General features: G+C 70.2%; 12 protein-coding genes and 1 riboswitch. Of the genes, 8 read left to right on the top strand and 4 right to left on the bottom strand.

What is annotated here, in order from left to right:
• Positions 1 to 3 precede the first annotated feature (3 nt).
• The 3 genes from trpS to AAME72_RS11895 are packed head-to-tail and all read left to right on the top strand — an operon-like array spanning position 4 to position 2,353.
• Positions 4 to 1,014, top strand: a complete 1,011-nt coding sequence (gene trpS / locus AAME72_RS11905; RefSeq protein WP_348786770.1) for a tryptophan--tRNA ligase — start codon at positions 4 to 6, stop codon at positions 1,012 to 1,014.
• The gene (locus tag AAME72_RS11900; RefSeq protein WP_348786769.1) at positions 1,014 to 1,622 is read left to right on the top strand and encodes a GNAT family protein; all 609 of its coding nucleotides are present in this window, start codon (positions 1,014 to 1,016) and stop codon (positions 1,620 to 1,622) included. Before trpS ends, AAME72_RS11900 begins: the two co-directional genes overlap by 1 nt.
• Complete coding sequence (locus AAME72_RS11895; RefSeq protein WP_348786768.1) at positions 1,619 to 2,353, top strand: HAD family hydrolase; 735 nt, start codon at positions 1,619 to 1,621, stop codon at positions 2,351 to 2,353. The genes AAME72_RS11900 and AAME72_RS11895 overlap by 4 nt, the downstream gene beginning before the upstream one ends.
• Before the next feature lie 10 nt (positions 2,354 to 2,363).
• Here AAME72_RS11895 and AAME72_RS11890 read toward each other — a convergent pair whose 3' ends face one another.
• The 4 genes from AAME72_RS11890 to AAME72_RS11875 form a co-directional block, all read right to left on the bottom strand.
• Positions 2,364 to 3,641, bottom strand: a complete 1,278-nt coding sequence (locus AAME72_RS11890) for an LCP family protein (protein WP_348786767.1) — start codon at positions 3,639 to 3,641, stop codon at positions 2,364 to 2,366.
• A 133-nt stretch (positions 3,642 to 3,774) separates the two neighbouring features.
• Positions 3,775 to 5,295, bottom strand: coding sequence for a glycerol kinase GlpK (gene glpK, locus AAME72_RS11885; protein ID WP_348786766.1), 1,521 nt, complete (start codon positions 5,293 to 5,295; stop codon positions 3,775 to 3,777).
• A 72-nt stretch (positions 5,296 to 5,367) separates the two neighbouring features.
• Positions 5,368 to 6,144: an MIP/aquaporin family protein gene (locus tag AAME72_RS11880; protein ID WP_348786765.1), complete on the bottom strand. Its 777-nt coding sequence runs from the start codon at positions 6,142 to 6,144 to the stop codon at positions 5,368 to 5,370.
• 132 nt (positions 6,145 to 6,276) lie between these two features.
• The gene (locus AAME72_RS11875) at positions 6,277 to 8,016 is read right to left on the bottom strand and encodes a glycerol-3-phosphate dehydrogenase/oxidase (RefSeq protein WP_348786764.1); all 1,740 of its coding nucleotides are present in this window, start codon (positions 8,014 to 8,016) and stop codon (positions 6,277 to 6,279) included.
• 142 nt (positions 8,017 to 8,158) lie between these two features.
• Between AAME72_RS11875 and AAME72_RS11870 the strand changes: the two genes are divergently transcribed.
• The 5 genes from AAME72_RS11870 to ribH all read left to right on the top strand — a co-directional run bounded on the left by AAME72_RS11870 (position 8,159) and on the right by ribH (position 12,945).
• Positions 8,159 to 9,154 carry a sugar-binding domain-containing protein gene (locus AAME72_RS11870; protein WP_348786763.1) on the top strand — a complete coding sequence of 332 codons (996 nt, stop codon included), beginning with the start codon at positions 8,159 to 8,161 and terminating at the stop codon, positions 9,152 to 9,154.
• Positions 9,155 to 9,246: 92 nt separating this feature from the next.
• Positions 9,247 to 9,399: riboswitch (FMN riboswitch) on the top strand.
• An 83-nt stretch (positions 9,400 to 9,482) separates the two neighbouring features.
• Positions 9,483 to 10,544, top strand: coding sequence for a bifunctional diaminohydroxyphosphoribosylaminopyrimidine deaminase/5-amino-6-(5-phosphoribosylamino)uracil reductase RibD (gene ribD / locus AAME72_RS11865; RefSeq protein WP_348786762.1), 1,062 nt, complete (start codon positions 9,483 to 9,485; stop codon positions 10,542 to 10,544).
• Positions 10,545 to 10,547: 3 nt separating this feature from the next.
• The gene (locus AAME72_RS11860) at positions 10,548 to 11,177 is read left to right on the top strand and encodes a riboflavin synthase (protein WP_348786761.1); all 630 of its coding nucleotides are present in this window, start codon (positions 10,548 to 10,550) and stop codon (positions 11,175 to 11,177) included.
• Entirely contained in the window at positions 11,174 to 12,472 is a 1,299-nt protein-coding gene (gene ribA / locus AAME72_RS11855; RefSeq protein WP_348786760.1) for a GTP cyclohydrolase II, read from the top strand. Before AAME72_RS11860 ends, ribA begins: the two co-directional genes overlap by 4 nt.
• Entirely contained in the window at positions 12,469 to 12,945 is a 477-nt protein-coding gene (ribH, locus tag AAME72_RS11850; protein WP_348786759.1) for a 6,7-dimethyl-8-ribityllumazine synthase, read from the top strand. Before ribA ends, ribH begins: the two co-directional genes overlap by 4 nt.
• Positions 12,946 to 12,956: the final 11 nt, after the last annotated feature.

Genomic DNA, 12,956 nt, shown 5'->3' with positions numbered 1-12,956 from the left:
AACATGACATCCCTCCCCCGTCTCTATTCCGGAATGCAGCCCTCCGCGGAGTCGCTGCACCTCGGCAACTACGTCGGCGCCCTGCTGCAGTGGAAGCAGCTGCAGACGACGCACGACGCGTTCTTCTCCGTCGTCGACCTGCACGCGATCACCGTCGCGCAGGACCCGGAGGAGCTGCGCCAGAAGACCCGGCGCACGGCGGCCCAGTACATCGCGGCCGGCATCGACCCGTCCGCGTCGACGCTCTACGTGCAGTCGCACGTGCCGGCACACGCGCAGCTCGCCTGGGTGCTGAACACCATCACCGGCTTCGGCGAGGCGTCGCGGATGACACAGTTCAAGGACAAGTCGGCCAAGCAGGGGGCAGAGGCGACCTCGGTCGGCCTGTTCGCGTATCCCGTGCTGATGGCGGCGGACATCCTGCTCTACGACACGGAGGTCGTGCCGGTCGGCGACGACCAGCGCCAGCACGTCGAGCTCACCCGCGACCTCGCCGAGCGGTTCAACAGCCGGTTCGGCGAGACCTTCGTGGTGCCGCAGGCGATGATCCTCAAGGACGGCGCCCGCATCTACGACCTGCAGAACCCGCAGTCGAAGATGTCGAAGTCGGCCGACTCCGGCGCCGGCATCATCTGGGTGCTCGACGAGCCGGACGCGACGCGCAAGAAGATCATGCGCGCGGTGACCGACACCGACGGCGTCGTCTCCTATGACCGCGAGGGCAAGCCCGGCATCTCGAACCTGCTGAGCATCTACTCGGCGCTCTCGGGGCGCCCGATCGAGTCGATCGAGGTCGAGTACGACGGCAAGGGCTACGGAGACTTCAAGAAGGGTCTCGTGGAGGTCGTGGTCGACACCCTCAGCCCCGTCCGCGAGCGCACGCTGGAGCTGCTGGCCGACCCCGCCGAGCTCGACCGCATCCTAGACGGCAACGCCGAGCGCGCGAGCGCCGTGGCCGAGGTCACCCTCGCCAAGGCCTACGAGGCCATCGGTCTGCTGCGGCGGGCGCGCTGATGGGCGTCGTCGAGCTGGCCGGGGAGCGGGTCCGGCTCGACGCGCCCGGTCTCGCCGATGTGGACCGCATCGCGGTGCTCTGCCAGGACCCGGAGATCGCCGGGTGGACAACCGTCCCCGTCCCGTACGGACGGGAGGACGCACACGGCTTCGTGACCGGCATGGTCGCGGACGGCTGGGTGAGCGGGCGCAGCTGCACGTGGGCGATCCGTGCCGATGGCCCCGGGGTCGCGGGTGAGACGCTCGTCGGCATGATCGGCCTGCACGGCATCGAGGAACGACAGGCGGAGATCGGCTTCTGGCTGGCCCCCGAGGCGCGCGGTCGCGGCGTGATGTCGGAGGCGGTCTCCCTCGTGCTCGACTTCGGGTTCGCGCCAGCGCCCGGCGGCCTCGGCCTCCAGCGCGTCGAGTGGTTCGCGTTCGAGGGCAACGCCGCGAGCGCCGCCGTCGCGCGCCGCGCCGGATTCCACTGGGAGGGCAGGCGCCGCCTCGGCGGCGTGCAGCGCGGCGTGCGCCGCGACGACTGGCAGGCGGGCCTCCTCGCCGAGGATCCGCGCATCCCCGTCGAGGGCTGGCCGGAGGAGACGTTCCGGCAGTCGCGGCCGTGACCGCGCCCGCGGTCGTGCTCTTCGACCTGGACGACACCCTCTTCGCGCACCGGGCCGCCGTCGCGGCGGGCATCCAACGGTACGCAGCGATGCTCGGCGCGCCGTACGGACGGCTGGAGGCGCGCGAACTGGTCGCGCTCTGGCACGACCTGGAGGAGCAGCACTACCACTCCTACCTCGCCGGGCGCCTCGACTTCGAGGGCCAGCGTCAGGCCAGGGCGCGCGACTTCGCCGCGCGGCACGGTGTTGCGCTCTCGGACGAGGACGCGAGCGCCTGGTTCGCCCGCTACTTCGAGCACTACGTGGCCGCGTGGTCGTTGCACGACGACGCCCTGCCGTGCCTGGACGAGCTCGCCCGGCGCATCCCCGGCGTCCGCTTCGGCCTGATCACGAACGGCGACCTGGCCTTCCAGCGCCGCAAGGTGGAGTCCGTCGGCCTGGACGCGCGCATCCAGCGGCTGATCGCCTCCGGCGAGGTCGGGGTCGCCAAGCCGGACCCGGCGATCTTCCTGGCCGCGTGCGCGGAGTTCGGCATCGAGCCGCGACAGGCCGCCTACATCGGCGACCGCCTGCGCACGGACGCGATCGGCGCTGCCCGTGCCGGACTGACCGGCGTCTGGCTGGACCGCACCGGCGCCGTCCCGTCCGCGGAGGATGCGGCGGACGCCTGCAGCGCGGGCGTGCGGACGATCCAGGGCCTCGACGCGCTGCCCGCCCTGCTCGCCTCCTGAGCCGGGCGACTCAGTTGCCCTTGGTGCAGGTCTGCTGGTCGGCGGTCTGACCGGTCACATCGGTCGGCAGGCTGACCGCTGTCGGGGTCGGTGTCGAGGTCGGGGATGTGGACGCCGCTGAGGTCGGAGTCGGTGTGGGCGTCGCTGTCGGGCCTGCGGTCGCCGTCGGGCTCGCGGTCGACGTCGCGCTCGGCGCCGCCTCGGTGCCCGATCCGGTCGTCCCGGTGAGCACGACCGGGGTATCCGTCGTGAGCGCGCGCTTCAGCGCATCCACTCCCGTCGGCTCCGGCACGACGCGGTTCGGGTCATCCGGATCGGTCATGGTCGGGTACTGCACGAAGACGAAGTCGCGCAGCGGGACGCTCTTCAACGCCAGCCCGATGGACACCAGGGTCGTCGGCGAGGAGAGCGTGTCGGAGAGCTGGATGTTGGAGGTGGCGGCCTTCGCCAGCGAGTACAGCGTGAGCGGGTTGCCGAGCACACCGGCGCTTGTGGCCTTGCGCAGCAACGCGGAGAGGAACAGCTGCTGGTTGCTGATCCGGCCGAGGTCGCTGCCGTCCCCGACGCCGTGCCGGCTGCGGACGAACGCGAGCGCGTCCGATCCAACGAGGGTCTGGTCCCCCGCCGTGAGGTCGAGGCCGACGTAGGGGTCGACGAGCGGCGTCGCCAGGCAGACGGTGACGCCGCCGACCGCGTTCGACATGGCCGTGACCCCGTCGAAGCTGATCTCGGCCGCGTACGGGATGGTGAGCCCGGTCAGCGCCTCCGCGGTGAGGACCACGCAGGAGAGCCCGCCGGTCGACAGCGTCGTGTTGAACTGCGCGCTCGACTGGGCGGACGTCGATCCGTTCGTGGTCGGGCACGACGGCACCGGCACCATGAGGTCACGCGGGATGCTGATGACCGACGCGTGCTTGTGGTCGGCAGAGAGATGCAGCACCATCGTCACGTCGTTGTTGCCCGCCCCCGAGCTGCCCGCGAGCTCGTCGGCGGTCGAGAACTGGCCGCCCTGCCCGGTGCGGGTGTCCGTGCCGGCGAGCAGGATGTTCACCTCGCCCGACTCCGCCCCCACGGCCGGCGGCGTCACCGACTTCCCGGACGCCGACACCAGATGGATGGACGGCTTCAGCGACTGCAACGTGTCGCCGACGGCATACGCGGCGACGGCCCCGGCCGACACCGTGAGCACCGCCAGCGTCCCGGCCAGCAGGCGCGCCAGCGGGCCGCGCGCACGCCGCTCGGGAAGCCGGCCGTGCCGCACGGAGACGGCGGTCGCAGAGTGTCTCATCCCCGCCACGGTATCCAGCGCACCTGCGCGGCGGCTTTCCGCAGCATGAGGGAATCGAGAGGTATGCGTCCCCGACGCACGAACGAGCGCCGCCCGGCGGATGCCGGACGGCGCTCGTCGTCGTTCCCGTGTGTCAGGCGTTCGTCACGTCGTCGTCGACCCAGTCGAACGTCTTGGTGACGGCCTTCTTCCAGAGGCGCAGCTGGCGCTCGCGCTCGGCGTCGTCCATGTTCGGCGTCCAGCGGCGGTCCTCCTGCCAGTTCTTGCGCAGGTCGTCCAGGTTCTCCCAGAATCCCGTCGCGAGACCGGCGGCGTAGGCCGCGCCGAGGGCGGTCGTCTCCGCGACGACCGGTCGCACGACCGGGACGCCGAGGATGTCCGCCTGGAACTGCATGAGGGTGTTGTTGGCGATCATGCCGCCGTCCACCTTCAGCTCGGTGAGGTCGACGCCGGAGTCGGCGTTGACCGCATCCAGCACCTCGCGGGTCTGGAAGGCGGTCGCCTCGAGCACGGCCCGGGCGATGTGGCCCTTGTTCACGTAACGCGTGAGACCCACCAGGGCGCCGCGCGCGTCCGAACGCCAGTACGGCGCGAACAGGCCGGAGAACGCGGGCACGAAGTACGCGCCGCCGTTGTCCTCGACCGTCTTCGCCAGGTCCTCGATCTCGGGGGCGCTGGAGATGATGCCGAGGTTGTCGCGCAGCCACTGCACCAGCGAACCGGTGACGGCGATCGAGCCCTCCAGGGCGTAGTGCGGCTTCTCGTCGCCCAGCTTGTAGCCGAGCGTGGTCAGCAGGCCGTTCTTGGAGTGGACGATCTCCTCACCCGTGTTGAAGATGAGGAAGTTGCCGGTGCCGTAGGTGTTCTTGGACTCGCCCGTGTCGAACGCGGCCTGGCCGAAGGTCGCGGCCTGCTGGTCGCCGAGGATGCCCGCGACGGGCACCTCGCGGAGCAGGCTGGACGACTCGACCGTGCCGTAGACCTCGGAGGAGCTCTTGATCTCCGGAAGCATCGACCGCGGGACGCCGAACGCCTCGAGGATATCGTCGCGCCACGTGAGCGTCTCCAGGTCCATGAACATGGTCCGGGAGGCGTTGGTCACGTCGGTCGCGTGCACACCGCCGTCGGGTCCGCCGGTGAGGTTCCAGAGCACCCACGCGTCGGTGTTGCCGAAGAGCAGGTCGCCCGCCTCGGCACGCTCGCGGGCGCCCTCGACGTTCTCCAGGATCCAGGTGATCTTGGTGCCGGAGAAGTAGGTCGCCAGCGGCAGGCCGACGATCTGCTTGAACCGCTCGACGCCGCCGTCGGCCGCCAGGCGGTCGACGATCGGCTGGGTGCGGGTGTCCTGCCAGACGATCGCGTTGTAGACCGGCTCGCCCGTGTTCTTGTCCCAGACCACCGCGGTCTCGCGCTGGTTGGTGATGCCGACGGCCGCGATGTCGTGGCGGGTGAGGTCGGCCTTGGAGAGCGCCTGCCCGATGACCTCGCGGGTGTTGTTCCAGATCTCGACCGGGTTGTGCTCGACCCAGCCCGCCTTCGGGAAGATCTGCTCGTGCTCGAGCTGTCCGGTCGAGACGATCGACCCGGACTTGTCGAAGATGATCGCCCGGGTGCTCGTGGTTCCCTGGTCGATGGCGACGACGTAGTCGGCCATAGGTGACTCCTTTGTTCTTTGGGGTGGGACTGGAGAGAGCCGGCCGGGAGACCCGGCCGGCTCTCCGTGGTGTTACTTGAGGACGGGGAGGAGGATCAGCGCGAGCCAACCGGCGAGGAGACCACCGATGATCGGCCCGACGACCGGGACCCACGAGTACGACCAGTCGCTCGTCCCCTTGCCGCGGATGGGCAGGAAGGCGTGCGCGATGCGCGGACCGAGGTCACGGGCAGGGTTGATGGCGTACCCGGTCGGGCCACCGAGGCTCGCACCGATCGCGATCACGAGGAGGGCGACGGGCAGGGCGCCGAGGGCGGCGAGGCCGGCTGCGGTACCGGGCTGGTGGCCGAAGGCGATCACGACGAAGACCAGCACGAAGGTGCCGATGATCTCCGTGACCAGGTTCCACGCGTAGGTGCGGATGGCCGGACCGGTCGAGAAGACGCCGAGCTTGTTCGCCGGGTCCGGCTCCTCGTCGAAGTGCTTCTTGTACGCCAGCCACGTGAGGACGGCGCCGATGATGGCGCCGATCAGCTGGGCGAGGATGTACAGCACGACCGTGATGAAGTTCACGGGCACGAGCGTGTGGGCATCCGCGTTACCGAACGTTGCCTTGCCGTTGGCGACCAGGCCGAGCGTCACTGCCGGGTTGAGGTGCGCGCCCGAGGCGTACGAGACGATGACACCCGAGAAGACCGCGAGGCCCCAGCCGATGTTCACCATCAGGAACCCGCCGTTGAAACCCTTGTTCTTGATGAGGGCGACGTTCGCGACGACACCGGTACCGAGGAGCACCAGCATGGCCGTTCCCACCAACTCAGACAGGAAATCTACACCGATATTGTCCACGTTGACCTTCCAGTTGTTCAGTTGACCCGCACCCTGTTGTGCGTCGAGGTATGGTCCTCGTCAGAGTGGGCACTTGAACGGTATTGCTGTCAGGTCCACCCGGGCAAGGACCGTGCTATGCACGTTCGTGCATTATCGTGAGCGCACGGCCTCGCTCCCGTCCCCCGACTCCAGCTGCACCCGGTGGGCGTCGGCGAGTTCCGCTTGGAACGCATCTTCCTCCTCGGTGCGCCGATTTGGCGACCATCCGAGCGCGTTTGCCGCGATTTCGCCGATCTCGCGCACCAGCGGGCCTGTGATCGAACCGGTGAACGCGAGGCTCGTGCGACGCAGGAAGACGTCGGAGAGGTGCACGACGTGCTCCGTGCGGATGAGGTGGTCGACCTCGGCACGCGAGTACGAAGGGGCCGCCGCCAGCGGCTCGTCCTGGCCGTCCCAGCCCGCGATCGCATCGATGACGAACGTGGCCTTGGTGCCGTAGCGCTTCAGGAGCACGCCCGCGCGCTCCGCGCCGACGTCGGCGCCGTAGCGCGCGATCCAGTCGCGCTCGGCCGATGGCGTCGCGGGGAAGCCGGCGCCGCCGCCGATGGGGAGGCCGAGCGTGGAGACGGTGCGCTCGACGCCGATGGCGGCCAGCGTCTCGTTCGCCAGGTGCTCGCTGAGCGCCCGGAACGTTGTCCACTTGCCGCCGACAAGGCTCAGCACCGTGGTGTCGCCGAGGCCGGCGATGGTGCCGGGGACGATCCGGTAGTCGCGGGAGACGAAGCCGGGAGCGGTGTCGTCGTGGTGCGGCAGCGGGCGGACGCCGGAGAAGGTGTAGACGATCTGCTCACGAGTGACCGGGATCGTTGGGAAAACGTGCGAGACGAGTTCGATGAAGTAGTCGATCTCGTCCTCGGTGCACACGGCGGGCACGGACATGTCGGCCTCGAGGTCGGTCGTGCCGACCATGACGCGGCCCTTGAGCGGGTAGATGAGCACGATGCGGCCGTCGTTGTTCTCGAAGAACATCTCGCGGCCCTGGCACGCCTCCAGCAGCCGCGGGTTGTCGAGGACGATGTGCGAGCCCTTCGTGCCGCCCATGAAGCGGGTGGACTGGCCGAGCGCGGCGTTGGTGAGGTCCGTCCACGGGCCGGACGCGTTGACGACGACGTCCGCGGTGATCGTGAACTCCTCGCCCGTCTCGCGGTCGCGCACGAGCACGCCGCCGTCCTTGGTCCCGACGGCCTCGAGGTAGTTCGCGGCGCGGGCGTGCGGACCGGCGGCGAGGCCGTCCGCGAGCACGTCGAGGGCGAGACGCTCGGGGTCGTGCACCGAGGCGTCGAAGTAGGTGGCCGTGTACTTGAGGCCGGGGTTCAGCTCGGGCAGGGTCTCCAGCGACTTCCGGCGGCCGTGGAAGCTGTGCCGCGGCACCGAGCCACCGTCGCGCGAGAAGGAGTCGTAGATGGTCAGGCCGGTCTTGATGAGGAAGGCCCCGCGCTCCCTGGGCTTGCCCTGCTTGTGGGTGAGGAAGCGCAGCGGCGCGGCCAGGATGCCGGAGAAGGTGGAGAAGATCGGGATGGTCGTCTGCAGCGGCTTCACGTAGTGCGGCGCGATCTTCAGCAGGCCGTTGCGCTCGGTCACCGACTCCTTGACCAGGCGGAACTCACCGTTCTCGAGGTAGCGGATGCCGCCGTGGATCATGTGGCTGGAGGCCGCGGAGGCGCCCGACACGAAGTCGTTGCGCTCCACCAGCACCACGTCGACGCCCTGGAGTGCCAGGTCGCGGAAGGTGCCGAGTCCATTGATGCCGCCGCCCACGATCAGCACCTTCGCGGTGGGCCGCTCGCGCAGGCGCTGAATCTCGACGCGGGATGCCGACTTCGTCGTCACGGGTACTCCTCGAAAGAAAATCGCTGGTTGCTCCGGGTTCGGGTGCAGCTATAGTCAACGGTGCCGGCACAACTTCTATCAAGCCGGATGCACATACGTGCAACAGCCCGATCCCATCCCGGCCAGGAAGGCGGTCCCCCGAATGTCCGCGCCCGACACCCAGCACCTGCCCGACAAGGTCCGCGACGCCCTCAAGGCGGGTCACCTCTACTACATGCAGGACCTGACGATGGACGCGATCGCGCACGAGATGCACACCTCGCGATCCAGCGTCTCCCGGCTCCTCTCCTATGCGCGCGCGTCCGGCCTGGTGACCATCCAGATCGCCGAGCCGCACGAAGGGGCGACGCGCATCCAGCAGGAGATCCACGACCGGCACGGCGTCGCGGCGCACATCGTCCCGATGCCGAGCGCGATCAGCGACGTCGACCGGCTGGAGCGCGTCGCCATCTCCGCTGCACGGATTCTCGACCGGTTCGTGGACTCGAACATGACGGTCGGGGTGGCGTGGGGCTCGACGATGAGCGCCCTGAGCAGGCACCTCATCCCGAAGGACCTGCACAACGTGGAGTTCGTTCAGCTGAACGGCGCGGGCAACACGTATACGACCGGCGTGCTCTACGCGTCGGAGATCCTGCGCCGGTTCGGCGACACCTACACCGGCACGATCCAGGAGTTCCCGGTGCCCGCCCTCTTCGACGACCCGCAGACGAAGGTGGCCATGTGGCGCGAGCGGAGCACCCGGCGCATCCTCGACATCCAAGAGCGGATGGACGTCGCCCTGTTCGGTCTCGGCTCGCCGTTCTCCGAGGTGCGCTCGCACGTGTACGCGGGCGGCTACCTGGACGCGGCCGACTACGCGTCGCTGGACGAGTCCGGTGTGGTGGGCGATGTGGCGACCGTGTTCTTCCGGGAGGACGGCAGCCACCACGGCATCCCGCTCAACGAGCGTGCGAGCGGCCCGGACATCGACCTCATCAAGCGGGTCCCGCGGCGGGTCTGCATCGTCTCGGGCCCGTCCAAGGTGCACAGCCTCCGCGGCGCGCTGGCCGCCGGCCTCATCACCGACCTGATCGTCGACGAGGGGACCGCGCGCGCCCTGGTCGAGCACGCCGACGCCACGGACCTCGCCGCCTGAGCGCCCTCAGCGCTCCTCGTCCGCCCCTCGGCGTCACAGAACGGTGGGAATAGGACGGGGACGAGGGCGTTGATCTAGACTCGACAACAGAAAACGTGCTCCGGGGTCGGTGAGAATCCGAACCGGCGGTGACAGTCCGCGAGCGGGATGCGCACAGCATCCTGTTGAGCCGGTGGAATTCCGGCACCGACGGTAATGCGTCAGGCGAAAGCCGCGACGCTCAGTCCGGATGGGAGGCGCACGTCGGCGGCCGCTGTGGCGGTCGCCGCCAAGCGAGCCCGCTTGCACCCCGGAACACGTCCCGTACGAAGAGACAGGACGGCACCGGATGAGCACGGCGTGGGACTCCGCGATGCGCACCGCGCTCCGGCTGGCCGAAGGCGGCCCGGCCGGAGGCGTGAACCCCCGGGTCGGCTGCGTGCTCCTGGATGCGGACGGCGAGGTCATCGCCGAAGGCTTCCACCGCGGCGTCGGCACGCCGCACGCCGAGGTCGACGCCCTGAGCCGGCTGCCCGAGGGCGGCGCCCGCGGCGCGACCGCCGTTGTCACCCTCGAGCCGTGCAACCACTGGGGTCACACCGGCCCGTGCTCCGAGGCCCTGATCGAGGCCGGAGTCGCGCGGGTGGTCTACGGGGTCGACGACCCCGGGCACCACTCGGGCGGCGGCGCGGAGCGGCTGCGCGAGGCCGGCGTCGAGGTGACCGGTGGGGTCCTCGCCGACGACATCGAGACCTTCCTCGGCGACTGGCTGACCGTCGCACGGCTCGGCCGTCCCTACATCGTGCTGAAGTGGGCGAGCAGCCTGGACGGCCGGACGGCGGCGGCCGACGGCACCAGCAAGTGGATCACCGGCGCAGCCGCACGGCAGCGCGTGCACGAGCAGCGCGAGGCGTCCGACGCGATCGTCGTCGGCACCGGCACGGTGCTCGCCGACGACCCCAGTCTCACCGCCCGCGGCGACGCCGGCGAGCTGCTCGGCACCCAGCCGACACCGGTGGTCGTCGGCACCCGCGCCATCCCGAACGACGCTGCGGTGTTCCGGCACCCGAACCCGGTCGTCTTCGAGGGCACCCACGACATCGAGGACGTGGTCGCCGACCTGCACCAGCGCGGCTTCCGGCGCGTCTACGTTGAGGGCGGCCCCACCCTGGCGAGCGCGTTCGTCGCCGCCGGACTCGTCGACGAGTATGCGATCTACCTGGCGCCGACCCTGCTCGGCGGCCCGCACCTGGCCCTCGGCTCGATCGACGTCGAGACCATCGGCGAGCAGCGGAGGCTGCGCATCCTCGATGTCGAGCGCCTCGGCGGCGACCTCTACCTGCGCGCCGTGCCCGTCCCGCCCGCTCCGCGCATCCCCGCGGACCGCACCCCCTCAGCACAGGAAGGCTGACACGTGTTCACTGGAATCATCGAAGAGCTGGGCGAGATCACCGCCGTCGAACGTGTCGCGGACGCCGCGAGGATCACCGTCCGCGGACCGCTCGCCGTCAGCGACGCCGCGCACGGCGACTCCATCTCGGTGAGCGGGGTGTGCCTGACCGTCATCGGTCAGGACGCGGAGAGCTTCACGGCCGACGTGATGGCGGAGACGCTCGCGATGAGCACCCTCGACGACGTGCAGCCGGGCCGCCGCGTGAACCTCGAGCGCGCCGCCCAGGTCGGCGACCGGCTCGGCGGACACATCGTGCAGGGACACATCGACGGCACCGCGACCGTGCTGTCCGTTACGGACGGCAGCGCCTGGCGCGTCGTCCGCCTCAGCCTCGACCCGGAGCACGCGCCGCTCGTGGCGCGCAAGGGCTCCATCGCGATCGACGGCGTGTCCCTCACCGTGAGCGCGGTGGGCGGCGGCCGCGAGGACGGCTGGTTCGAGGTGTCCCTCATCCCCGAGACCCTGACCGCGACGACCCTGGGCGACCGCGTGCCCGGCGACCGCGTGAACATCGAGACCGACATCCTGGCCCGGCACGTCGAGCGGATGCTCGCGCTCGAACCGGCGCTGACAGAACGGAGTGCGTCATGACCCTCGCCACCATCCCGGAGGCCCTCGAGGAACTGCGGGCGGGCCGGCCCGTCATCGTGGTCGACAACGAGAGCCGCGAGAACGAGGGCGACGTCGTCCTCGCCGCGGAGCTCGCAAGCCAGGAGTGGATCGCCTGGACGGTCAAGCACTCCTCCGGCTTCATCTGCGCGCCGATGACGGACGAGATCGCCGACCGCCTGGAGCTGCCGGTGATGGTCGTCGCCAATGAGGATTCCCGCGGCACCAACTACACGATCAGCGTCGATGCGGCGGACCGGCTCTCCACGGGCATCAGCGCCGCCGACCGCGCGCACACCCTGCGCGTGCTGGCGAACCTGGACTCGACGCCGTCCAGTCTGCACCGGCCCGGCCACATCCTCCCGCTGCGGGCGGTGGAGGGCGGCGTGCGCGAGCGCGACGGCCACACCGAGGCGGCGGTCGACCTGCTGAAGCTGGCCGGGATGACGCCGGTCGGCGCCATCGCGGAGATCGTCGCGGACGATGGCGAGATGATGCGCCTGCCCGGGCTGCTCGAGCTCGGCGAGCGCGAGGGCGTGCTGGTGATCACGATCGAGGCGCTCATCGCGTACCTCCAGGAGTTCCACTGCGATCAGCAGCTGGAGTCGCCGACGCCGATCCCGGAGTCGTCGCGGGTGATCTTCGAGGTCGAGACGACCGTCCCGACCGTCAACGGCAGCTTCCGGATGCGCGCCTACCGCGACCGGATGACCGGCGCCGATCACGTCGCGATCGTCTCCGGCGCCCCGAGCGCCGAGGGCACCCTGGTGCGCGTGCACTCGGAGTGCCTGACCGGCGAGGCGTTCGGCTCGCTGAAGTGCGAGTGCGGTCCGCAGCTCGACTCGGCGCTGGCGACCATCCAGCGCGAGGGCGGCGTCGTCGTCTACCTGCGCGGCCACGAGGGTCGCGGCATCGGCCTGATCAACAAGCTGCGCGCGTACAAGCTGCAGGAGGACGGCCTGGACACGCTGGACGCGAACCTCGCGCTCGGCCTGCCGATCGACGCCCGCGACTACGGTGCGGCGACGGCGATCTTGCAGGACCTCGGCATCCACTCGGTGCGCCTGCTCACGAACAACCCGGAGAAGGTGCGCCAGCTGGAGGAGCACGGGATCGAGGTCGAGGAGCGGGTGCCGCTCGTCGTCGGCGTCGGTGCCTTCAACGAGGGCTACCTGGAGACCAAGCGGGACCGCATGGGTCACGCGATCGGAGACATCGACCAGACGGTCGGGATCGACCAGTCGGCCGGAGTGGCCGCGGAGAGGACAGGACGATGAGCGGAGCGGGCGCGCCCGACACCCAGGAGCGGATCGACGGGAGCGGCCTGAACGTCGTCATCGTCGCGGGGACCTGGCACGAGGAGATCACGAACGGGCTGATCGCGGGGTCGACCCGCACGCTGGAGGAGTCCGGTGCGTCGTTCTCGCTCGTCCGTGTGCCGGGCAGTTTCGAGCTCCCCGTCGTCAGCAAGGCGGCGCTCGAGGCGGGCGCGGATGCGGTGGTGGCGCTCGGCGTCATCATCCGCGGCGGCACGCCGCACTTCGAGTACGTCTCCTCGGCCGCGACGGACGGTCTGACGCGCGTGGCCCTCGACACCGGCAAGCCGGTCGGCTTCGGCGTTCTGACGCTGGACGACGAGGCCCAGGGCATCGACCGGGCCGGCCTGCCCGGCTCGAAGGAGGACAAGGGCGCGGAGGCCGCGCACGCGGCTCTCGCCACCGCAGTCGCGCTTCGCGCGCTGCGCGGCTGAGCCTGCCGTCC

Source organism: Leifsonia sp. NPDC080035, from assembly GCF_040050925.1.
Lineage (GTDB): Bacteria > Actinomycetota > Actinomycetes > Actinomycetales > Microbacteriaceae > Leifsonia.
The sequence above is the reverse complement of the archived record's forward strand: the minus strand, read 5'-3'. Positions and strand labels throughout refer to the sequence as shown.

What these genes read in the sequence shown, in the direction of transcription:
- trpS (WP_348786770.1), top strand. Translation starts at nt 4, where the DNA reads ATGACATCCCTCCCCCGTCTCTATTCCGGAATGCAGCCCTCCGCGGAG.
- AAME72_RS11900 (WP_348786769.1), top strand. Translation starts at nt 1,014, where the DNA reads ATGGGCGTCGTCGAGCTGGCCGGGGAGCGGGTCCGGCTCGACGCGCCC.
- AAME72_RS11890 (WP_348786767.1), bottom strand. Translation starts at nt 3,641, where the DNA reads ATGAGACACTCTGCGACCGCCGTCTCCGTGCGGCACGGCCGGCTTCCC.
- glpK (WP_348786766.1), bottom strand. Translation starts at nt 5,295, where the DNA reads ATGGCCGACTACGTCGTCGCCATCGACCAGGGAACCACGAGCACCCGG.
- AAME72_RS11870 (WP_348786763.1), top strand. Translation starts at nt 8,159, where the DNA reads ATGTCCGCGCCCGACACCCAGCACCTGCCCGACAAGGTCCGCGACGCC.
- ribD (WP_348786762.1), top strand. Translation starts at nt 9,483, where the DNA reads ATGAGCACGGCGTGGGACTCCGCGATGCGCACCGCGCTCCGGCTGGCC.
- ribA (WP_348786760.1), top strand. Translation starts at nt 11,174, where the DNA reads ATGACCCTCGCCACCATCCCGGAGGCCCTCGAGGAACTGCGGGCGGGC.
- ribH (WP_348786759.1), top strand. Translation starts at nt 12,469, where the DNA reads ATGAGCGGAGCGGGCGCGCCCGACACCCAGGAGCGGATCGACGGGAGC.